19 protein-coding genes are annotated in these 23214 nt (G+C 48.1%); 7 read left to right on the top strand and 12 right to left on the bottom strand.

All coding sequences use genetic code 11. From position 1 onward, the window contains the following. Positions 1-2: 2 nt before the first annotated feature. The 3 genes from celB to HPY28_RS14250 form a co-directional block, all read right to left on the bottom strand. A complete protein-coding gene (gene celB, locus HPY28_RS14260) occupies positions 3-1346 on the bottom strand; it encodes a PTS cellobiose transporter subunit IIC (RefSeq protein ID WP_026043405.1) in 1344 nt (447 codons plus the stop codon). Between the two features lie 13 nt (positions 1347-1359). Then, positions 1360-1662, bottom strand: coding sequence for a PTS sugar transporter subunit IIB (locus tag HPY28_RS14255; protein ID WP_017252565.1), 303 nt, complete (start codon positions 1660-1662; stop codon positions 1360-1362). 202 nt (positions 1663-1864) lie between these two features. Next, positions 1865-4543: a sigma 54-interacting transcriptional regulator gene (locus HPY28_RS14250; protein WP_174230793.1), complete on the bottom strand. Its 2679-nt coding sequence runs from the start codon at positions 4541-4543 to the stop codon at positions 1865-1867. Between the two features lie 256 nt (positions 4544-4799). On the opposite strand from HPY28_RS14250, the gene HPY28_RS14245 reads away from it, so the two are divergent. The 4 genes from HPY28_RS14245 to lplT all read left to right on the top strand — a co-directional run bounded on the left by HPY28_RS14245 (position 4800) and on the right by lplT (position 10243). Next, on the top strand, positions 4800-6179 hold the full coding sequence (locus HPY28_RS14245; protein ID WP_017252567.1) for a HAMP domain-containing sensor histidine kinase: 1380 nt from the start codon (positions 4800-4802) through the stop codon (positions 6177-6179). Positions 6180-6196: 17 nt separating this feature from the next. Further along, complete coding sequence (locus tag HPY28_RS14240) at positions 6197-6835, top strand: response regulator (protein ID WP_069849829.1); 639 nt, start codon at positions 6197-6199, stop codon at positions 6833-6835. A gap of 107 nt (positions 6836-6942) precedes the next feature. Then, on the top strand, positions 6943-9051 hold the full coding sequence (locus HPY28_RS14235; RefSeq protein WP_174230792.1) for an AMP-binding protein: 2109 nt from the start codon (positions 6943-6945) through the stop codon (positions 9049-9051). A gap of 1 nt (position 9052) precedes the next feature. Continuing rightward, entirely contained in the window at positions 9053-10243 is a 1191-nt protein-coding gene (gene lplT / locus HPY28_RS14230; protein WP_017252570.1) for a lysophospholipid transporter LplT, read from the top strand. Positions 10244-10303: 60 nt separating this feature from the next. Here lplT and HPY28_RS14225 read toward each other — a convergent pair whose 3' ends face one another. Both HPY28_RS14225 and recQ read right to left on the bottom strand, forming a co-directional pair. Further along, positions 10304-12256, bottom strand: coding sequence for a bifunctional metallophosphatase/5'-nucleotidase (locus HPY28_RS14225; RefSeq protein ID WP_483297549.1), 1953 nt, complete (start codon positions 12254-12256; stop codon positions 10304-10306). 199 nt (positions 12257-12455) lie between these two features. Continuing rightward, on the bottom strand, positions 12456-14231 hold the full coding sequence (gene recQ / locus HPY28_RS14220; RefSeq protein ID WP_174230790.1) for a DNA helicase RecQ: 1776 nt from the start codon (positions 14229-14231) through the stop codon (positions 12456-12458). 93 nt (positions 14232-14324) lie between these two features. Here recQ and HPY28_RS14215 point away from each other — a divergent pair, with 93 nt between their 5' ends. After that, positions 14325-14516: a hypothetical protein gene (locus HPY28_RS14215; protein ID WP_173623406.1), complete on the top strand. Its 192-nt coding sequence runs from the start codon at positions 14325-14327 to the stop codon at positions 14514-14516. Positions 14517-14633: 117 nt separating this feature from the next. On the opposite strand, the gene HPY28_RS14210 is transcribed toward HPY28_RS14215, so the two are convergent. The 4 genes from HPY28_RS14210 to HPY28_RS14195 all read right to left on the bottom strand — a co-directional run bounded on the left by HPY28_RS14210 (position 14634) and on the right by HPY28_RS14195 (position 17935). Next, entirely contained in the window at positions 14634-15179 is a 546-nt protein-coding gene (locus HPY28_RS14210; RefSeq protein ID WP_017252574.1) for a VanZ family protein, read from the bottom strand. After that, positions 15172-16032, bottom strand: a complete 861-nt coding sequence (locus tag HPY28_RS14205; RefSeq protein WP_174230789.1) for a D-alanyl-D-alanine carboxypeptidase family protein — start codon at positions 16030-16032, stop codon at positions 15172-15174. Before HPY28_RS14205 ends, HPY28_RS14210 begins: the two co-directional genes overlap by 8 nt. A gap of 114 nt (positions 16033-16146) precedes the next feature. Continuing rightward, positions 16147-17256, bottom strand: a complete 1110-nt coding sequence (locus HPY28_RS14200; RefSeq protein ID WP_173623409.1) for a sensor histidine kinase — start codon at positions 17254-17256, stop codon at positions 16147-16149. Next, positions 17246-17935, bottom strand: a complete 690-nt coding sequence (locus tag HPY28_RS14195) for a response regulator transcription factor (RefSeq protein ID WP_017252577.1) — start codon at positions 17933-17935, stop codon at positions 17246-17248. Before HPY28_RS14195 ends, HPY28_RS14200 begins: the two co-directional genes overlap by 11 nt. Positions 17936-18135: 200 nt before the next feature. Between HPY28_RS14195 and HPY28_RS14190 the strand changes: the two genes are divergently transcribed. After that, the gene (locus tag HPY28_RS14190; protein WP_174230788.1) at positions 18136-18903 is read left to right on the top strand and encodes an SDR family NAD(P)-dependent oxidoreductase; all 768 of its coding nucleotides are present in this window, start codon (positions 18136-18138) and stop codon (positions 18901-18903) included. 63 nt (positions 18904-18966) lie between these two features. On the opposite strand, the gene fumC is transcribed toward HPY28_RS14190, so the two are convergent. After that, positions 18967-20355: a class II fumarate hydratase gene (gene fumC / locus HPY28_RS14185; protein ID WP_173623411.1), complete on the bottom strand. Its 1389-nt coding sequence runs from the start codon at positions 20353-20355 to the stop codon at positions 18967-18969. Positions 20356-20632: 277 nt separating this feature from the next. Here fumC and HPY28_RS14180 point away from each other — a divergent pair, with 277 nt between their 5' ends. Then, positions 20633-20866 (top strand): hypothetical protein, encoded by a 234-nt coding sequence (locus tag HPY28_RS14180; protein ID WP_174230787.1) that lies wholly within the window; start codon positions 20633-20635, stop codon positions 20864-20866. Positions 20867-20960: 94 nt separating this feature from the next. Here the strand turns inward: HPY28_RS14180 and HPY28_RS14175 are convergent, their stop codons facing one another. Then, a complete protein-coding gene (locus tag HPY28_RS14175) occupies positions 20961-21656 on the bottom strand; it encodes an MgtC/SapB family protein (RefSeq protein WP_017252581.1) in 696 nt (231 codons plus the stop codon). Positions 21657-21811: 155 nt separating this feature from the next. Next, the gene (locus HPY28_RS14170; RefSeq protein WP_017252582.1) at positions 21812-23167 is read right to left on the bottom strand and encodes an MATE family efflux transporter; all 1356 of its coding nucleotides are present in this window, start codon (positions 23165-23167) and stop codon (positions 21812-21814) included. Positions 23168-23214 lie beyond the last annotated feature (47 nt).

Genomic DNA, 23214 nt, shown 5'->3' with positions numbered 1-23214 from the left:
GATTACATAGTCACAGCTGTATCGGAAGCAGTACCCGCTTTTTCTTCGCTAACTTTTTGTTTATCCCACAGTCGGAAGAACGGGTAGTAGATCGCGAGCGAAATGATGAAGTTCACGGCTTGGAGAACCATCCCTGACACTTTTCCTCCCGTAGCCAAATACCCGCTGACAAGCAATGGTGTCGTCCACGGAACAGATACCCCGCTAGGCTTTGCTACCCATCCGAGCGACATCGCAAAATAACTGATAATGACCAATATGACAGGGGTCAGTACAAAAGGAATGATCAAGAGCGGGTTCATAACGATCGGCATACCGAATATGACGGGTTCATTGATGTTAAACAAACCAGGTCCGATCGAGAGCCGGCCGATGTTTTTCATCTGTTTACTTCGTGCCATGAATACCATCAGGAAAACGAGGGCCAAAGTTGCACCTGATCCGCCTGCATATACCCACATGTCAAAAAATTGCGTGGTAACGACGTTTGGCAATTCACCGTTCGGATTTGCCTGAAACGCCGCTCTGTTCTGGTCCATCAAGGTAAGCCAGATTGGACTCATAATTCCGCCGACCACCGCAGCACCGTGCAAACCGACGGCCCAGAGCACGTGAATAAGCAACACGCATATGATGGCTCCAATCAAGCTGCTACCGACCACACTCAATGGTCCGACAAGCAAATCTTTTACAATATTATGAATACTCTCGAAGGAGGTGTTTTCCAGAAGAATCCGAATCAGCCAGACCACGACAAGCACAGCACCCGCAGGGATCAATGCCACAAAAGATCGAGAAACGGCAGGGGGAACTCCGGGTGGCATGGAAATGACGATTTTCATTTGGATGATTTTGCGATAAATCTCCGTTGATAAGATCGCCAATATCATGGCTACAAAAAGTCCCTGACTCCCCATTAGCGTAAGAGGAATGACGCCGCCAACCTCTTGGGCTGCACTCGCTCCCTCAGGGGTGAACATGATTTTATACGGAGTGGCGAGCAAGAAGGATGCGACAGAGATTGCTCCAGCCGACAGCGGATCGACCTTGTACTTCTCCGCCAGTCGATAGGCGACGCCAAAGCTAACAATCAAACCCATGACGTCAAAAGTAGCACCTACCGGATACAACAGCTTCGTTCGCCATTTCTCGCCGAAAATACCACCCATGAATTCGTCATAACCGGGTATCGGTATGAAGCCAATGATGAGGAAAATGGAACCAATGATCAACAAAGGCAAAGTAAGGATAATTCCGTCACGAATGGCCTGCAGATGCTTTTGCTCCGCCATTTTCCCTGCAATCGGCATCATGCGGTTTTCCATAAAAGAAACAAATCCGCCCATACGCATCCCCCTCCTACTGTTTTAGACGAAGTGCAAACTCAAGCACGTTTTTCCCGTTCAACGTTCCGTAATCAACCGTACTGATTACGTCTACAGGAATTCCTCTGGATGCCCCTTCTTTTTTCATCTCTGTCAGCTTGTAACGAACTTGTGGCCCCAGCAAGAGCACTGCTGCTTGATCGATATGATGCTTCACTTCATCTGCGGAAACTGCCCATATCTTTGCGTCCAACCCTTTTTCTTTGGCAGCTTCCTCCATTTTTTGAACCAGCAAGCTAGTCGACATACCTGCTGCGCAACACAATAAAATATTCATTGTACCCCCTCCTCTCGACGATATGCCTTTTTGTAAGAGCAAGTTACATGCCAAAACACCAAAAAATGTATGCGCTTTCCAAAAACACCGCATGGTTAGGCATATTTCGCGGCCTCTTCGCTTGTCATCCCTATTAGTGTTTTTATGTAAGCGCTGTAGTGTTTTGTTTTGAAGGTGGAAAAATCAAAAAACAAAACACTGGTTACGCCAGTGTTTTGTTGTGTATAAAGAAATTCATGATAAAACAAACGTCATCTTCGCTGATCACGACCTCATACTTGTCTTCCAGCGGCAATAATTCATGTCGGATTAAGCTGTACAGCTTGCGGTTCTCCAGCAAAAAACTATCTTTTTGAATATACGCTACGGATTGCGTTCCTGCTTTCAAGCGATCAACCAGGCAGCAGATGTGCAGGTACGCCCCAATTCGCGTGTCAAAAACCAAAGAATTGTTCAGTCGCTCTTCCATACGGCCGACACACATCCTCACGTCAGCGAGAACATCTTGTCCCTCTACCATTTGCAAGTGCTCCCCCAGCGACTCTTGCATCTTCAGATAGGCCTCTTCCAGATCGATCACTTTCTGGATGTCAGCCATCGCCTCTCCGTTCAAAACATCGTCCATGCTATGGTGACGCAATTCGCGATCGAGAATGTAATTGCTCACCACGAAGAGAATTTTCCTCTCCTCCTTGATTTTTCGAAGCTGATTGCGGGCTTGTGCCTTATCGATCAGTTGCAGCGGCACAAATTCCAGCAGGTTATCATCGTACCTGAGCCTCGATTCCAGCAGCTTTTTCAAAAACAAGGCACTGCCTTCCCCAGACAAGCAGGCAGCGACGATCGTCAGCGCCGGAACATGCTTTTGCACCTGCTCTTTCGGCTGCTCCTCCCGCTGGTAGAGTGAAATGCCCAAGACATCTCGGTAAACATCCTCCAGTGAATGACCGAGCATGGCCTTTCGAGTGGCCTCAATCACATGTGGCGTGCTGACCATCGGAATGACCTTGACTGGGATGCCGATCTCCCGCTCGATGATCTCGCCAAAGCCGAGCAGCGACCCCATATCTACGAGCAACAGCAATCCAGCCTTGCTCCCGATCTCTCTAGCTACTTTCAGCGCTTTTTCCAAAACACTCATGGAATCTTCTTCGAGCGGCAGATCGATGGCTCTCGCATATTGTGTGACTAGCAATCGGTTCGTCACATCGACCATCGCTGTCGCGCCACCGCTGCCGTGCGTAATAACAAGCACCCCGATTGTTTCCCGCTCTTCCTCCATGCTGACATCGTCGAGCACGAAAAACATGGTCAAATATCCAGCCTCACCAATCGGCAGATCCATGAGTATCGCTTCTTCTATCATGCGTACACACTCTAGCGCCACAGCAAACTCTTTCTTGTATTTGATTCGCACATGGTTGATTTGCGGATTTACGATCTGCTTGCCTTGTGCGAGGCGCTCCTTCGACGTCTGAATATGCAGCGCGAGACCAAAGATCACCTTCTGGCTCAAAATCTTCTCCAGCTTGGCCTCTGCAAAGCGAACGATCTCTTCCACGAGGTGAATGATGAACGGGTCGATAATCCGGGCCATGTCGCCCTTGTTCACGCGTTGGTGGACACCTTTGATAAAGGTCGTAAAATAATTCTCGATGTCAAACTCCAATTCTTCCTCACTCACACCGAGGTTTTGCAGTTCATATATTTTTTGCTCGATTTTTTCATAGACACTGTCCGTCGTATCCTCTGTTTCTCGCCCGATCCAGATACCCTCTTTTGATGGCTGCACGACATAGCAATTGTGCTCCGTCCCAATGATTTCATCTAGCTCCTGCTTGTAATCCTTCACCAAAAGCAGCCCTTGCTTGACATGATGCGGCAGGTCCTGAACCGATACGTGCAGCTGATTCTTTTTTAACGAAATGAATTCGGCATAGGCGCTGGCGCAGGTGAGCTGAATATCCGTTTTTAACTGCCCAATGTTATTCGGGCAGTGATAGCACAAGAATGCCTGCACAGCATTGGCCGATATCTGAATCTCTCTCCCCAACCGAAAAGCTTCTTCTTGAAAAATTTCCATCGTAATACTAAAACGCTCTTCCAAGCCACGCTCAACCAAAGAGGGCAGCTTGATGACCATGGGAATACGCCTCATAAACGTTTTTAAGAGACTCGACTCCGGATTTTCTGTCGTGGCCATCACAATCTGGACGTGAGCCGTCCGCTCCATCTCTGTTTCCCCTACGCGGCGGAATATGCCCTTATCCATAAAGGTAAAAAAGATTTCCTGTCCTTCCGCTGGCAGCCGATGTACTTCATCGAGAAATAGAATGCCACCGTCTGCCTTTTCCACTAGTCCTTTGCGGTCCATCTCCGCTCCGGTGTACGCCCCTTTTTTGACTCCGAACAATTGACTGATCAAGAGCTGGGGGTTGTTAGCATAATCGGCACAGTTAAAAATCACGAAAGGAGCATGCTTATCCAGGCGTCCAATATCAACGGCAAACTCGTGAATCATCCCAGCAAACCACGATTTGCCCACACCGGTTTCTCCCAAAATCAAGCAATGCATCCCTCGCGGCGGATACAAGACGGCCGCCTTTGCCTGCTCAATACGCGTGATCAGGCTCTTGTTGGTTTTCGCCAGTCTGTCCAGCGATGTCTCCGCCAAATAGAGCGAATCGTTTTCTTGCTTGGCAAAAAACAGCGTCGGACGCCCTTCTTCCTTCTCGATTCGGCCTTCCTTCCACAAACGGTTCAAATCACTGCTCACATTCGCTCGACTCAAGCCAAGCCGATCAGCCAACTCTGAAGCGCTTACTTTTTTATCAGGACCAGCGTCTACTAACGTCTGGAATATTAAATCTAATCGTTTCACTCTATCACCCGCCGTTGAATAGATAGAAAGTCACGAAACTCACAACCAATCCTTTTCATTTCCACGAATATTTGGAAAAACCTGCTTTCCTATGAATATGATGGGCATATATACATGCGATTTCGAAGATTACGGATAGCTATATATATTCTGAATATAAACACCTGAATGCTTGTCCATCCTTTAATTTTTCCGTGTCCTTTGACTTATGTACGATATAATAGATAAATAATGTTTGACAGGAGATAGCAAATCCATGATGGTTTTCATCTTGTTTACCATATGGGCATTAGGTCTGTTCGTTCTGTTCACAGACCCGAAACGAACGTCGATCCGCTGGGCTTGTGCGACTGCCTTTGTTGGGGCTGGGGGCTTTATCTCAGGCGTGATTGACGAGACGATCATGCCCTATTTTGCAGATTACCTGGCCGCAAAGCCCGGGACCACGAACACCCTGATATTGGTGAGCCGCATCTCTTCTTTTGTTTGCCAAGTGGGTTTGCCGTACACGTTTCTCATGTTTGCCGTACATTCAGCTGAATTTTTGTCTCGCAAAGTAAAGCTGACGATACAATACGCAGCTCTTCTCATGCCGCTTGGGATGCTTTGGATTACACCCATTTATCCCGAGCTGCTTTTTAACTACTGGATTATGGTGGCATGGGTAATTCCGTTTTTTCTGTTCTCCTGTACGCTGCTTATCGTGCAGTACATGCGAGAAAAAGATCCACTCGTAAAAAAGAACAGCTTTTTCACGAACGTACTCATCATCATTCCGTTGTTTTTCGTCTTTATTTTCATCTATGTCATGCGTATCCAGAACGATTACGAAGCTTGGCGCTACAACATGGTCGTGGTCACAATCCAGTTTATCCTGATCGTTGCCATTAGTTTGAAATACGGCTTCCTTGGCGTCCGTCTCCGCGTAGAAAAACGACGTCTAGACAGTACCTTGCGCGCCTTGACTTCCGGTGCACAAATCATTAACCATACGATCAAAAATGAAGTAGGCAAAATATCGCTATATGCCGACCGTATCGAGACATATGCAGATGAAACCAACCAGCCGTCGCTAAAAGAAGACGCGCTTGTCCTGATGCAATCCTCGCAGCATATGCTGGACATGATGAATCGGATTCAAAACCAGCTGCGGGACGTCGAGCTGCGCGAAGAACCATGTGACCCCGGCCAAATTATCGGGCAAGTCACACAAACTCTGACGCCCTACACCCTAAAACAACAGGTAGAAGTCGTTAGTGAATTAGACGAAACCCTTCGCTTATATGGCGATGGCGTACAACTGCGCGAAGTTATCACCAACTTGTGCATGAATGCGCTGGAAGCCATGAAGTCGGGCGGCAAGCTCCATCTTCAGCTATTTTTGTCCTACAAGCATCTCATCATCACTGTCGCGGACACAGGCACAGGCATTACCAAAGAGAACCTACCTCATGTACTCGATCCTTTTTTCTCGACAAAAAGGACGGGACAAAACTTTGGTCTTGGGCTCTCCTACTGCTACAATGTCATGCAAAAGCATCAGGGCCAACTGGAAATCTACAGTGAGCAAGGCAAAGGAACCACCGTTTTCCTGTTCTTCCCGAAAAAGCGCGTCATCACAAACGACTCTGAATAGCGAAAGGACGCTCACACATGAATCCAATCAGGGTATTTTTAGTAGAGGACGACCCGGTCTGGCGCAAAGGTCTCATTGACTTCCTGAACAAAGAACCGGATCTCACCGTAGTAGGGGAAGCCGGGTTCAAAGCAGAAGCAATCGAGCGCTTTTTGCCTGCCCAAGCGGATGTCGTCCTGATGGACATTAACTTGACCGAGAACAATCTGGACGGGATCGAGACGGCAATCGAATTCATGGCACTCCAAGCTGACAGTAAAATCATCATGCTCACCTCTCTAACAGACGAGGCAGTAATCGTGGAATCCTTCTCAGCGGGTGCCGTCAACTACATCAGCAAATCTAGCTTCAAGGAAATACCCGATGCCATCCGTGCTGCTCACAACAGCCAATCTGCCATTCACCCTACGGCAGCTGCGGCACTGCGCAACGAATTTTTGCGTTTGAAAAACGATGAAAATCAAAAGCTGTTATCTCCCGCAGAAAGGGACATCCTACAACTAATCCACCAAGGTCAGACGCAAACGCAGATTGAACAATCTCTCCACATCACGAAGCGTACGATCAAAAATCACATCAACCGAATCCTAAAAAAAATGGGCGTCAAAACAAGCAAGGAAGCGGCCGCAAAAGCCAGCCAAAAAAAGCTATTCTAGGTCTTATTACCAGGTACCAATAAATGTTGGTACTTTTTTTACATGCTCCACTCCTTACAATAAAAGCTATAGAGCAACGAATTATCCTTTGTAAAGGTGTGGTCCACATGGCCCTTATTTATTCTTTCTTAAAAATGATTTTAATGCTGTGGTTTCGCCCTCGTGTACTTGGACTCTCCAAAATCGACTTGTCGAAGCCATCTCTTATCACTCCCAATCACGTCTCCTTGCTAGATGCGGTACTCCTATCCTTTTGCTTGCCAAAAGAAGCGACCTTTGTCGTCAACACGGAGATCGCCAAGCGGTTTGCGTTTTTCCTCCGCTTCCGCAAGCACATCGCGATCGATCCACTCAACCCGTACTCCATCCGCCACATGCTCCGCGTCCTCCGCAACGGACAGACGCTGGTGATTTTTCCAGAAGGTCGGATCACGACGACGGGCGGCATCATGAAAATCTACAGCGGTGTCGGCTATCTCGCTCTACGTACTGGCGTACCAGTTTACCCGATCATCATTAATGGCCTGGAACGTTCGATCTTCTCCTATTTGAAAGGAAAGCTGAAGCTCTCCTGGTTCCCGGATGTGACCATGACAGTAGGCACTCCGTTCACTATCGAGCGCGATCAAAACCTGTCCATGCGCGAACAAAAAGCCTCGGCCAATGATCGTATCCTGCGTATTCTCCAAGAAGGCCTGTTTGAGAGCCGGATGAAGCAAAACGTGAATCTGTTTGATGAAGTTCTCGAAGCAGCTCGCCTGAATGGTGCAAAAATGGAAATCGCCAAAGACTTGACGTCATCGATCGACTACAAGACCTTGTTAATCGGCAGTTACTTACTCGGCAACAAATTGGAGCCGATGCTCTTGGGGAAGCCCGTTGTCGGTATATTTCTTCCCAATTCGGTAGGCCATCTCGTAACGCTGCTATCGTTGTTCCGCATCGGGACCACTCCAGCCATCCTGAACTTTTCGCTCGGCATTCGTTCCCTTTTGGATTGCTGTGAGACTGCCCATATCGATACAATCCTGACGTCGCGCGTATTCATTGAAAAAGGGAAGTTAGAGCACATCATCGCAGGTCTTTCACCGAGCATGAAAATTTTTTATCTCGAGGATTTGAAAGCATCAGCGACTGCTTTTGACAAAGTGTCCGCGCTCTTCTCTTATTTGTGGAAGAAAAAAGCTTCGGCTACTACGAACGAGCTGATCCTTTTTACTTCCGGCAGTGAGAGCAAGCCAAAAGGTGTCGTACTCACGCATACCAACCTGTACGCGAATATCCAACAGGTTACCTGTACAATCGATATTACGAGTCGCGACAAGTTTTTCAATGCGCTACCAATGTTCCACAGCTTTGGACTAACTGTAGGAACGCTTGTGCCAGTCATCAAAGGAATTCCAGTCTTTCTATATCCAAGTCCGCTGCATTACAAGGCGATTTCGGAATTGGTTTATGATCAAAACGCGACGATCCTCTTCGGAACCTCGACCTTTATGGCAGGTTACGGACGCATGGCTCATCCTTACAACTTCTACTCCTTGCGCTACGTATTTGCAGGAGCAGAAAAACTAAAGGACGATGTGCGCAAGCTGTGGATGGAAAAGTTCGGTGTACGGATTTTTGAAGGCTATGGGGCAACGGAAACAGCCCCGATCCTGTCGCTCAACACCCCGCTGGCTAACAAACCAGGAACCGTCGGTCGTTTGATGCCAGGAATGTCCGCCAAGCTGGAAGCAGTAGAAGGAATCGATGCTGGCGGAGAGCTTTTGGTGAAGGGTCCGAACGTCATGAAGGGTTATATGATTCACGGAAAAGGCTTTGTTCCCGCTGAGGAATGGTACCACACAGGTGATTTGGTTACAGCTGACAAGGACGGCTTTCTCAGCATCCAATCCCGCCTGAAGCGCTTCGCTAAAATCGGCGGCGAGATGGTTTCGCTCAATCTGGTTGAAGAACTGGCTATGCAATGCTTCGGACACTCTGGTTTTGCTGCAATCAACGTGAATGATCCGCGAAAAGGTGAGCGTGTCCTGCTATTTACCACAGATGAATCGGTTCAGCTGAGCCAATTGCGCGCGTATTTGACGGAAAAACAATACTCGCCATTGCTCATACCGGGTACGATGCAAGTCATCAAGGCTCTACCACTTCTCGGAAGCGGCAAAACGGATTACGTCAGCTTGAAACAACTAGCGGAGACTGGAGGAAAATGATGTGAATATACGATTAAAACCACTACAAGCTCTGTACTTCACTCAATTTCTATCGGCCTTTGCCGACAACATGATTTTGTTTGTCATCGCGAATCTGCTGCGGGAGAACGGTTTTTCTCCCGCGATGCTTGCACTCGTATCCATTTCATTCTTTCTCCCTTACGTTTTTCTCGCGCCACTGGTTGGGCCTTTTGCCGACAAGCATGCCAAGTCAATCGTGCTGGTGATTGGCAACCTGATTAAAGCGCTTGGTGTCGTCTTGCTGTTTTTCATTGACCAGTCGAGCATCATCATGCTGATGTTGTGTTATTTCACAGTTGGAGTCGGAGCGGTCGTGTATTCTCCGGCCAAGTACGGAATTTTGCCGGAGCTGACTCGAAATGAAGATGAACTGTTTCATGCGAATGCACGCATCGAAGCCTATACGATCTTTGCGATTCTCACAGGGATCGGTGGTGGTGGAGCCATCGCAAACATGACAGCGCCGCTTATCTCCTCAGGAATTTGTCTGCTGATCTATCTGCTGTCGCTCGGTATGACTTTCTTCATTCCGCGTATGAGAGGGAATTCATCGATTCGCTATGGGGCAGAAGCACGGCGCTTTTTCATCGACTTCCAGCACCTGATGAATCGCCCAGAAACGAGCTTTGCCCTGATTGGAACCGGAGCATTCTGGATGTCCTCTGCTGTCCTGCGCGTGGCCGTACTCGCTTGGATTCCCCTCGCGCTTGGGATTAATCCGGAGAGCTTCTCTGTATCGCTGATTCTCGCAACGACATCCATCGGGATTATCGCCGGAGCTTTTCTCGCTCCCAAGCTCATTCCTTTGTCTCATTTCACTCGATCGCTGACATACGGATTCGGAATGTTTCTCATCATCGTGCTATTTCCTTGGACGAATAACATCTTTGTTGCCATCTGTTTGTTGCTCCTCGTTGGATTCATGGGTGGCGTGTTCATTATCCCGATGAATACCGTCTTGCAGGATGAAGGCAAGCGGATGGTCGGCTCTGGAAAAACGATTGCGATTCAGAACTTCATCGAGAATCTGCTAATGGCAGTAGGCTCCGGCATTTACTACTTGATCACCTATATCGGAATCTCCATCTCTGGTGCGATTGTTGGTCAAGGACTGCTGCTGCTCGGGTTCCTGTTGTACTTGGTGAAGTATCGCAGAAGAATCGTTCGTTGACAGATTGGCGTCATAGAAAAAGAAAAAGCCGTGACTACTAGCGTCACGGCTTTCTTGCGTTCATCTCTGTAATTTCTTTTGCTGCGTTTTGGTTGGCGGTGTGACCGACTTTTCCGCAGCCTTTCTCGCTTCATTCAGTTGATGATAAAATTCGCCTTTGGTTTTGACGGTCGCCAACTTCGCTGCATCGACTTTTACTTTTGCAGACAGTTCGGCGATTTCTTCTTTGGTTACCGCGTCCTTGATGTTGATGGAAGCGATATTGGTGTATTTGCCATCTGCTGTTTTCGGAACGCTCAGAATGCCTGCATTGATCAGCTCTACGACGTCCTTGCGTTCAGGTGCAGTGGTATCCATACCTGTAATCTTCCAGTTATTTTGTACTTTTGGCTCGTAAACGCCCTTTTTCACTTCTTTCAGATACGCAATAGCGCGATTGCGGATCGTTCCACCCGTTTCACCAAACGCCGTATTGTCTTTGGAAGACCACAGTTGTTCGAACTTGCGTCCTTCCAACGCGCCACCTTTTGCCTGCAAAGCCTCCATCCGGTATGAGTTCATTCCGAGCTTCAAGGTATCTTCCGCTTTGATCGGAGTCTCATCGAGCTTGCGCAGGTTCGTGATGCGGCTGCCATATGGCTTCGTCAGGTCGATTTCGTATTTCACGCCACCGAAGAAATCGTTGGTGCTATATTTGGAAGCGCGGCGTTTTGGATCAAAGCTTACTGTCACGTCACCAGGGCGCGTGGAATTGAAATAGCCCACTGCCCATTCCATATAGTCCTTCAAGTCTTTTCCGGTTACTTTGTAAACAGTGATCTCGCCACCTGCGTATTGGTAGTTGTAGGCGATATCCTTTTTCTTGATCGGACCAACATCCAGCTTGGCTTTGTCATTGTCGATCTGGTGGGCAACCACGTCTGCTTTGCTGTAGTAGAGCATCACTTCATGGAAAAAGTCAGATAGAGGCGTCTCCTGAATTTGAACCGTCGGGATGCCCTCGATCTCGTTTTTCGGTACCAAGTTCATACCTTTGAGCTCTGCTACGACGATGTTGGCATCTGCACGTGCGAACTCATGGAAAGGCTTGAGCTTGGTCTCCAGCTCTGCATCGGATACCGCTGGTGTGCCATCTGCGCCTTTTACAGGGAGCGCTGTCGCTTCCTTGTCAGTCAGCACGAGCTTGCCATCTTTCTTTTCAAAGGTCAGGTCAATGCGGGAGATATGAGTAGCATATTTGTCTGGCTCGGAAATCAGGACCCCGTTGATCTCTTCCTTTTTCACAAGCTTGTGCATGTGACCTGCAAAAATCGCGGTCAGTTCTGGAACGGCGTTCGCGATATCTGCTACACCCGTACCCGGAATTCCGTTTTCATTCTCGATGCCCATGTGCATGAGACCGATCATGACGTCTACTTTGCCTTCCAACTCTTTTACAGCTTTCTTGGTTTCTTCTACCGGGTTTTTGATCACGAGGCCATCCAGATGATCGGTACCTTTTTCAAAATCGGTAATCATCGGCGTATTCATCCCAATGACGCCGATTTTTACACCTGCGCGTTCAATGATCGTGTACGCTGGCAAGAAACGCTCGCCATTTTCTTTATAAATGTTCCCTGCCAAAACAGAGCCTTTGTATTGGCTACTAACCTTATCCAATACATCGAGCCCAAAATTAAATTCATGATTGCCAAAAGCCCATGCGTCATAGTTCATTTCGTTCATCGCGACCATGATAGGAGACTGCGGTTGGTCGTTGAAAAGCTCTGCCGAGTTGTCTTGGATCGAATCACCTGCATCCAGCAACACCGTGTTCGGATTTTCTTTGCGAATCTCTTTAATCATCGTGAACAGCTGCGTCATGCTGCCATTTTGATTCGGGCCATCCAAAGCATAATCCCACGGCATGAATCGTCCGTGAATATCAGATGTACCCAGCAGTGTAATTTTGGTTGGTGTTTCTGCGGCCTTTACCGGTGCGGCGATCCCCATCATCGCACTGCCTAGCACCATGGTTGTAAGTGCTACACTTAATAAGCCCTTCGCTAGTTTTTTCATGTTTTCCCCTCTGTCTCTCTTAATCTGTCAATGCCCCTCGATGGTGTTGCTCTTATTGTCCTCCTATTCTATTATGTAAGAAAATTCTGGGTTGCTATCTAACTATAGCAGGCATATGAAAGGAAAAATAGCAAAAAAAGCCGTGACGTAAATGTCACGACTTGATCGCTGCATAGTTCTGCAAACACTCCAGAAAGAGTTCTCCGTACTTCTCAAATTTCGCCTCGCCTACTCCTTTGATCTTGAGCATGGCCTGTTTGTCAGTCGGGCAAACACTGCTCATTTCCTTCAAGGTACTGTCTGGGAAAATCACGTATGGTGGTACTTTTTGTCGCGTCGAGATTTCCTTGCGCAACGCGCGCAGGTGCTCGAACAACTCGTCATCCTCTGTCAGCTGAACAGGACGTATCGAGATTTTTTGCATGACGCGCTCTTCGCCCCGCAGAACAGGCAATGCCCGCTCCCCCAGCTTGACGATTGGATATTGGCTCTCCGTTACTTGCAAATATCCTTCGGCAATGAGGAGCTGGATCAAGTCTGCGATCTCTTTTTCCTTGTATTCCTTCATCAGACCGTACGTAGGCAACTGATCGAAGGAAAACTGGGTGACCTTTTTATTCTTGGAGCCTTTCAGTACCTGCGCGACGAGTGCGGCACCGAAGCGCTCTCTCATACGTTTGACGCAGGAGAAAATCTTCTGCGCTTCAAGTGTAATATCGGACAGCTCTGTCTCATCCGTGCAGTTTCCGCAGCGCCCGCACGCGGCAGCATCTATTTCGCCGAAGTATTGCACGATGTTTTGCTGCAAGCAGCGCGGCGTCCGACAATAGTCGATCATTGCGTACAGCTTTTTGTATTCCAACTCCTTGCGTTCGTCCAGCACTTGATTCTGCTCGATGAAAAACGTTTGCGTCTGGATATCCTGTGGCTGAAACAGTAGAATACACTCACTTGGCTCCCCATCACGTCCCGCACGGCCTGCTTCTTGGTAATACGCCTCCAGGTTTTTCGGCATGTTGTAATGAATGACGTAGCGCACATTGGACTTGTCGATGCCCATCCCAAATGCGTTAGTCGCGACCATCGTACGGACGTCATCAAACAGAAATGCTTCCTGGTTGGCTGCACGCTCCTCCTCCGTCAGTCCTGCATGGTATTTGGTCACAGCAAAGCCACGCTTGTCCAAATCTGCATGCAAGGCGTCCACGTCTTTTCTCGTTGCCGCATAAATAATGCCAGCCTGCTGTTTATTCGCCCGCAAGTACGCCTGGATGAATTCTCGACGGTTCTCTCCCTTGCGTACAGACAAGATGAGATTGTCTCTGCCAAACCCTGTGATAAAAAGGCGTTCGTCCTTTAATTCTAGCTGTCGCTTGATGTCCTCGGTTACCTCTGGAGTCGCTGTCGCCGTCAAGGCTGCGACGATCGGGCGCTGTGGCAAGGATTGAAGAAAACGAGCAATTGCCAAATAGCTCGGACGGAAATCGTGCCCCCACTGCGAAACGCAATGCGCTTCGTCCACTGCCACAAACGAGATCGGTACATCTTGAATCAGGTTTTGGAACGCTTCGGATTCCAATCGCTCTGGGGCGATATACAACAGCTTGTACTCTCCTCGCGCCGCCATACGGAGTCGATCGCGAACCTCGCTATAATCCAGTGAGCTGTTAATTTGAGTGGCGGGAATGCCCATGCTGACTAGCACGTCGACTTGATCTTTCATCAGCGAGATGAGTGGGGAGATCACGATGGTTACTCCTTCTTGGAGCATCGCTGGCACTTGATAGCAGATCGATTTCCCGCCACCTGTTGGCATGATGCCTACGGTATCATGTCCGGCTAACAGGCTCGTGATGATTTTCTTCTGGCCTTCCCGAAATGATTCGTAGCCAAAGTACTTTCGTAAAATCTCTTGCGCTTTATCTAACAAAGAGAATCACCTTCTCTTTCGATATGAATTTTCAATGGTTTTCTATTAGTGTAAACATAGGCATTGGGACATAACAAGAGGGGACTGGTTTGTTTGAGTCAACATTGTGGAGGAGAAGAAAAAGCACAGTTCTCTTCGACTCTGACACGCCAGCGTGGGGGATTGACTGTCCGTCTACACTTCAAAAAGGGGACCGTCGAGCCAAAGCCACCCTACGGGCGGAAGGTTCTCAAAGAAGAAGTGTTCGACAAGCGTGGTCCCCTTTTTGAAGTTCCGACTGGGTAGGCGTTGTCAAGGTCTACGAGCCCTGTGCTTTTTCTTCTCACCGGCTTTGTTGGTTCATCCATACCTTTTCAAAAATAGTAAAAAAAGCACCACATGGGTGGGTGCCTTATAAGTAGACTACGAAGTTACTGAAATGATGAACCGTTTTTTCTGTATTACCCAAATGAACAAGTACACGATATATCCGATCATCCCGCCCGCTGTGTTCAAGAGCAGGTCATCGACATCAAACGTTCCTACATTCATCACGAGTTGTGTCAGCTCCACACCGAGGCTTAACAGCAGGGATAGCAGGGTGACTCTGAACAGTGAGCCAGCTTTTTTTGGAAACAGGAGTGGCAGCAGAAATCCTAGCGGCATGAAGGCGATCACGTTGCCTACGAAGTTCACCGCACTATGCCAGCTTTGGTAATTTCGAATCGATCTGACATAGTTTTCGATTTCATGAAACGGCACCAAATTACTTTGGTAACGCAACCGCTTCACAATCACAGACGGATCGCTCCAAATGATTTTCCACTGATCTACTAGCAAGCTGGTATCCAAACTGCCGAATTTAAACAGCAGTATTTTCACGACGAGAAACAAATAAAGGGCAAACACTGCATAACCAGCAATAGCAAGCAGCTCTGTCGGTCTCTCTATTTTTTGCACGTTATCCATTGTCAAACCCTCTCTCCATCAGTTTTTTTGTCTCTGTAAAACGAGTGGCACCTTCTTCAGCGCCCATCACAACGGAAATGAGCCGCTTGTCCCCCCGCTTCGCTGTAGCCGTGAAAGAGTACCCCGCAGCATTGGTATAACCCGTTTTTAGCCCATCTAGCCCTGCGATACTCCAATCAGCGTTTGCCCCATCGAGCATGAGGTTTGTATGGGTTGGCTCGACCGTCCATTTGACAATATCGGGGAAGTCGTTGAGCAAGTGGTACGCGAGCATTCCTACATCGCGAGCCGTCATTTCATTTTGCCCATTTCCAGTATCCAATCCGGTCGCATTCACAAACGAGGAGGACCTCAGATTCAGCTCGGCTGCCTTTAAATTCATTTGTTCCGCAAAGGCAGTTGTGCTGCCTGCCAAATACTCGCCGATTGCCACCGCTGCATTGTTTGCAGAGCCAATCGCCATCGCTTCATACAAGTCTTTTATCGGATAGGCTTCTCCTGCGACAAGATGGACCCGTGCTCCCCCAGTCGCAGCCGCATTCTCCGATACGACGATCTCGTCGTCCCAATCGACTCGCTCTTCCTTAATGGCTTCGAGGAGCATATATTCGGTCATCATTTTTGACATGCTTGCTACCGGGTAAGGCGTATCCGCATTTTGTGCGTACATGATTTCTCCTGTCTGGCTATCCAACAAAATCGCTGCCTGTGCATCGACCTTCTCGTATGTTTTTGCCGTTAGCGTAATAGGTCCTTGGAATTTCCAATCTGCTTCTACTGCATCTGAATCGCGCAAAAGCGTCAACCCGACGAATATGGTCAGCATGAGCAAAGCCCATGTTGTTTTCCTCATAAAAAAAGCCCTCCTACACCTGCAAAAACAAAGGCTGTAACCTTCATGCAGTCAGGATAGACTTTTGGATTAAAATAAACGGAAACGAAAGGTAAAGAAAAAGTAAAGCTTTTCTCAAAGGCTTGAAATTGTATGTGGGAGCCAAACCGTGAAGGTCGTCCATTCCTTTGTGCTTTCGACGGAAATGCTGCCTTGGTGCAGGTCGATGATGCTTTTAGCGATAGCGAGACCGAGACCCGAGCCTCCTGTCTCTTTCGAACGTGAACCCTCCACCCGAAAAAAACGTTCAAACAAGCTCGGCACATATTCAGCCGGGATCGGAGCACCGTTATTGGCGACAGAAATCGCGATACCATCTCCTTGCTGGAAGACGCGAATGACAATTTCCGTACCATCGCGTCCATATTTCACGGCGTTGGAAATAAGGTTTTCCAGAACCCGAACGAGCTTGTCGGTATCTCCTGCCATTTCAATTTTTTGATCAGGCGTATCTACGACTAAACGCAGCCCTGCCTCATTCGCTACGAGTCGAAAGCCTACCGATACTTGCTCAACCAGCTCTACCAAGTCAAACTCCGTTCGGTTTAAATACGCCCCGCGATTGCGGACCTTCGTGTACTCAAACAGATCATTGACGAGCACGTTCATCTGCTTTGCCTTCTCGTAGGCGATATGGGCGTAATGCTTGAGCTTCTCTTCGTCCTTGTATTTGTTCTGCTCAATCAGCCCCAGGTAGCCAATGATGGAGGTCAACGGCGTTCGCAGATCATGGGAAACGTTGGTGATCAGCTCATCCTTCGATTGTTCCAGCCGCCGCTCCTCCTCCATCGCATCCAAGGCGCTTTTGACCAGAGCATGGATGCTATCGACGACTTGGCCCAAGCTGCCGTTCGGACGAAGGGAAATCTGGTGATGATAATTTCCTTTTGCAATGAAATGCAGCTCGTTTATGATTTGCTCCATCTGCTTTTGTTCCAGGTACTTGCGGATACGAACGACAGACCACGCCACAAACATACCCGTCGCCAGCAAAATGATCGGGATTTTGAAGGAGTTGATATCGAAATTGATCCGCAATTTCCAGATGAACTCTCTGATTTGCGGGATGGTGTACAAATAGTTGTTGGCAAAAAAATCAGCCATCTGAAAAACAGCGTAGATGATCAAGAGGCCAAGTAGCAAATCGAACAGGATGCGGATAAAATCCTTGGCTCTAAGCTTCAATTTTATAGCCGACCCCCCAGACCGTCTGTATCACCTTTTCGCCATTTGTCGCCTTCTCCAGCTTTTCCCGCAGGTTGCTGATGTGCACCATTACAGTCTTGTAGGAAACGAAATTCTCCATTTTCCAGCAACGGTCAAAAATTTCTTCCGAGCTGAATACTCGATTCGGATGACTTGCCAGAAGATGCAGGACGGAAAATTCCAATGCCGTCAGCTTGATCGGGGTGCCCTCTTTTGTCTGAACGAAGTGACTTTGCCTGTCGATAATTAACGGCCCCACCTCAATCACATGATCCTGTTTGCTTGCCTGCGTGTAGTTCGACCGTCGGAGGAGAGACTTGACCCGCGCTATCACTTCCAACGGATTAAACGGCTTCGCCACATAATCGTCTGCACCCGTCATCAAACCCAGGATTTTGTCCATATCATTCGTTTTGGCACTCGCCATCAGAATGGGAATGGTCGAGTTTTTTCGTATTCGCTTGGTAACTTCCAGCCCATCCAGATTGGGCATCATCACATCCAGAATGACGAGATCGATGGGCTTCTGCTCCAGTCTCTCCATCGCTTCCAGACCGTCAAAAGCCTTTTCGATCTCATATCCTTCGTTGCTCAAATAGATCGCCATCAGCTCTACAATCTCTTTGTCGTCATCTACAATCAAAATCCTCACGGACAAACACCTCCGAACTCGTGCATGGTAGATATAGATAGCATCACTATAACAAGAATTGTTAAAGAAAAGGTAAAGCCAAGTGATTGTTCTCTAACATTATCGCCATTCCGTTCACGAGACCAACCGAGCGAATGAGAGAGCAATATTTCAAACATCCCCTTGTGTTATAACTAACTTGAATTTGAATCAAGGGAGATGAAACCATGCGTAATTTGAAAGGAAAAATTGCATTGGTAACCGGAGCAAGCCGCGGGATTGGTCGTAGCATCGCATTACGTCTGGCACAGGATGGCGCATTGGTCGTCGTACACTATGGAAGACGACAAGAAGAAGCAGAAGCAGTCGTTCAGGAGATTGAACGAACAGGAGGCCAAGCATTCGCAATCGGTACGGACCTGCGCACTCTTGACGGCATTCGCGATTTCTATGCGACATTGGACGAAGAACTGCAGAAACGTACAGGAGATTATCGTTTTGACATTCTCGTAAATAACGCAGGCATCGGACAAATCTTAACGTTGGAAGAGGCTACCGAGGAATCGTTTGACGAAGTCATGAACATCAATGTCAAAGCACCGTTTTTTATGATCCAACAAGCTTTGCCCCGCTTAAGAGAGGAAGGCCGTATCATCAATCTCTCATCCTTCGTGACTCGTGCAGCTTCCCCAAGCGTGTTCACTTACAGTATATCGAAGGGAGCTGTTAACACACTGACGCTCGCTCTGGCTAAACAACTGGGGAGCCGTCATATTACGGTAAATGCGATCTTGCCAGGCATTATTAACACGGAGATGAATGCTGGCACGTTGCAAAATAATCCGAATGGGCAGAAGTACGCCGCTGGACTTTCTACCTTCAACAGATGGGGAGAGCCTGATGATGTAGCGGATATTGCCGCCTTTCTCGCTTCCTCGGACGGCCGTTGGGTAACTGGTCAATTGATTGATGCAAGTGGTGGTTCGCATCTGTAATGGTTCTCAAAAAAATAACCGATGGCCACAAACATGGGACCATCGGTTTTGTTCATGAAGATATTATTCTTTTGGATGAATCATTTGTTCAGGGCGCACGACTTGATCGAATTGCTCTTCGGTCAGCAAATTGCTCTTGATCGCCGCTTCCTTGAGTGTGATGCCTTCTTTGTGAGCCAGCTTCGCTACGGCTGCTGCATTTTCATAGCCGATATGCGGGTTCAGTGCCGTCACCAGCATCAGCGAGTTGTTCAGGTTTTCTTTGATCACTGTCAGATCAGGCTCGATTCCTACTGCGCAATTGTCGTTGAAGGACTTCATCGCGTCTGCCAACAATCTTACGGATTGCAGGAAATTGTAGATGATCACTGGCTTAAACACGTTCAGCTCGAAGTTCCCTTGGCTAGCAGCAAAGCCAATGGCAGCATCGTTGCCCATCACTTGGCATACAACCATCGTCATCGCTTCGCTTTGGGTCGGATTCACCTTGCCTGGCATGATGGAGCTGCCTGGCTCATTCGCTGGAATGATAAGTTCACCGATTCCGCAACGTGGGCCGCTCGCCAGCCATCTCACGTCATTAGCGATTTTCATCAGATCCGCAGACAGTGCTTTCAGGGCACCATGTACATGAACGAGCTCATCATGGCTGGTCAGCGCGTGGAACTTGTTTTCTGCGGTCACGAATTGGTGGTTGGTTTCCATGCTGATTTCTGCTGCGACCATTTCACCGAAGCGCGGATGCGCATTGATGCCTGTTCCTACCGCTGTACCGCCAATCGCCAGCTCACGCAAGTACTCATTGCTCTCCTTGATCATCTTTTCCGATTTTTCCAGCATGCGTACCCAACCGCTGAATTCTTGGCCCAGCGTCAGCGGAGTCGCGTCCTGCAAATGCGTACGACCGATTTTGATAATATCCATATAGGCTTCGCTTTTTTCTTTCAACGTTGCTTTTAACAGCTGGATTGCAGGAAGTACTTGCTCCTCGACAGCAACCAGCCCAGCCATGTGCATCGCTGTCGGGAATGTATCATTGGAGCTCTGCGATTTATTCACATCATCGTTGGCGTGGATGCGAGCCGAGCTGCCCTTCTCTTGCAGCAATTGGTTCGCGCGATGAGCAATGACTTCGTTGACGTTCATGTTGGATTGCGTGCCGCTACCTGTTTGCCAGACAACCAGTGGGAAATGCTCATCCCATTTTCCTTGGATCACTTCATCTGCTGCCGCGACAATCGCTTCTGCCTTTTCATTGTCGAGCTTACCCAGCTTTTGATTCGCCAGAGCAGCGCTTTTTTTCAGGATGGCAAACATGCGAATCAGTGGAAGTGGCATTTTTTCTTCGCCGATTTCAAAGTTTTGAAAGCTGCGTTGTGTTTGGGCGCCCCACAGCTTATCCGCCGGAACCTTGATTTCTCCAATCGTGTCCTTTTCAATTCTGAATTCCATCTCGCATCCTCCTTGTATAAACAACGGTTTCTCATATTCTCTATTAAAATGATAATGATTTTCATTCTTGATATCAAGAGATGAAGTGTTAAACCGAGAAAAATGAATAGTTGTCCTCCAACGGTTGTGGTCGGGGGAAGCCCTGCCACATGTCTTCCAGTCGCCTGTATCCTCTCTTCGTTCGGGCGGTCTCCTTCCAGACATGTGACAGTGCTTACGTACAGCTTGTGTTTAGTAGATGCTTTTACACCCTTTTTTAGTCATACAAGGGGGTTTCATGAAGCGTTTTTCGCATCATAGACTTTGCTTTCAAAAAAACAAAAGCCGCGTAGAAGAAGTGCATTTCCAGTCCAAGCGCCTCTGGAGCCCGACCCAGCGCAGGGAAAAATGGCGGGGAATTTCAGCTTCACTTATGGAAAACTTCTTCGAAACATCTACGTTTGAAGCGCTCCCGCCATTTTTTCCTGAGCGGACAGTCTACACCCTCAGCAGGGCGGAGGCCGAAGCGTAGACTGGAAATGCGCTTCTTCCCTCACGACAGCCACTTGAAAATGAAATGAAAAAGACGAAAGCCACACATGGCCTCCGTCTTCTATTATTCCTTTTTATCTGCTTTCTACTTCTACAGAAACAACATGATCTACCGCTTTCAGCAGACTGTAAATATCCGTCGTATACGTGTTTTCCGATGCCGTAATCATCATTTCCAGCTTTTGCAGACTATTGTCCAAGTCTTTGACCTTCACCCGTTTCACTTGTAAATCGAGGTGCTTTATCTGCTTGAACACCAAATCCAAATCGCCCCCACCTTCGACCACAATCTTGATCGACAAATCTCTTTGTCTGAGCGATTCTGGACCAATCAAGCGAAGAAGGATCGGGAACAAATTAATCGCCAAAATAATGAGGATCGTCGCGGTCACTGCCTCAAAATAAAACCCTGCTCCTACTGCAATCCCAAGTCCAGAAGCCGCCCAGACCATCGATGCTGTGGTCAAGCCCGAAATGACATCATTACTCCGGCGTAGAATAACACCAGCCCCAAGGAAACCTACACCGCTCACAATTTGAGCAGCCAAGCGCAATGGGTCCATATTTGTGTGTCCAGGCAAGGAGAACCGATGCACGGATTCAATCGAGACAATCGTAATGAGACAGCTTGCAACCGAAATAACCATGCTGGTTTTTACCCCCAGCGGCTTGTGTTTGAGCTGTCGATCCATACCAATCATCAAGCCTAGAAATAGTGCAACTCCTAGTTTTAGCAAAAAATCATACGTCGTGAATATCGAGAGTGACATAAGTCTCTCCCCCCATCTGCTTTGATGTCAGGTTTTCTTCCATCGTCTATGATAAGAAGTATATCTGGTCTTTCACCTAGTGTAAACGGGGCTTTCATTCTTCATGCAAAAAGCGGAAAACCCCCACATTAGGGATTTTCCGCTTATCTGTTTCCTTATGAATGGCTGCGAATCATGCGTTTCTGTAACGACAGCAGACGTCCAAAAAGGAAGATGGCACCGGCAGCCAATCCCGTAATCAGACCAATCCAGTATCCGAATGCTGCAAGCGAAGTGAATTTCGCCAAAATGTATCCCAAAGGCAAGCCAATCACCCAATAAGATATCAGCGCAACGATAAAGGTAACGGTCACATCCTTGTACCCGCGCAGTACCCCTTGAATAGGTGCTGCGACGGCATCAGAGATCAGGAAGAGGATCGAGTACATCAAGAAATGCTGGGCAAGCTCCAACACCTCGATGTCGGTCGTATAAAAACCAGCTACCTGCTTGCTAAACATCAGCAAGCTGATCCCGAACAAAAGGGCGATCCCAAGAGCGATACCTATCCCCAAATAACTGTACTGCTTTGCGTCCCGGAACCTTTTGGCTCCGACCTCAAAGCCGACGACAATCGTCAACGCCATGGATATGCTCAATGGCACCATGTACAGGAAGGATGCGAAGTTCATCGCTGCCTGATGCGCAGCAATCGTAATCGTGCTGTATTCACTCATGAACAAAGTGACGGCCGCAAAAATGCTAACCTCACAAAAGATCGAAAATCCGATGGGAAGCCCCAGCTTCAGCAACTCTTTCCATGCTTTCATCGAGATCCGGTGAAAATGGGAGAACAAACCGAACTCAACAAATGGGTGTACGCGATTCACGACAAACAGAGTAATCAGCAAAATACACCAGTATGTGATGCCAGATGCAAGCCCGGCACCGATTCCACCCAGTCGAGGCAAACCAAAGTTACCAAAGATAAGAGCGTAGTTTAAAAAGACGTTAATCGGCAACGAAAGCAGGGTAATGAACATCGTTACTCGCGTCTGTCCTAATGCGTCAATAAAGCAACGGAGCACCGTATAAAGAAACATCGGGATAATTCCAATAGCGATTGCATGCAGGAAGCCGCGAGCAATTGTACGCACCACAGGCTCCAATTGCATCCAGTTCAGGATCGGATCAAGCACCAAACCACCGACGATGATGACACCGATCGCAATCCCCACACTCAAATATAAGGCCTGCATAACCGTGTAAGGCACCTGATCTCGTTTCCCTGCCCCAACCATCTGCGCAACCATCGGCATGACAGCCATCAAAATCCCCGTCAAGCCTGCTTGAACAGGTGTCCATAGACTAGCCCCGATCGCTACCCCCGCCAAATCTGTCGGACTGGCATGTCCAGACATGATGGTATCAGCGAACGTCATCGAAAATAGCGCCAGTTGTGATATCAAGATTGGAAGCAAAACAGCCAAAAACTGTCGCCATTTTTCTTTTAGCGAATAGGTTTCATTCATTTTTCATATCCTTCTAACCTTATAAGATGGGCTTATCATTCAAATTA

Source organism: Brevibacillus sp. HB1.2 (genome assembly GCF_013332495.1).
GTDB lineage: Bacteria > Bacillota > Bacilli > Brevibacillales > Brevibacillaceae > Brevibacillus > Brevibacillus porteri.
This window is presented reverse-complemented; position numbering and strand designations above follow the sequence as displayed.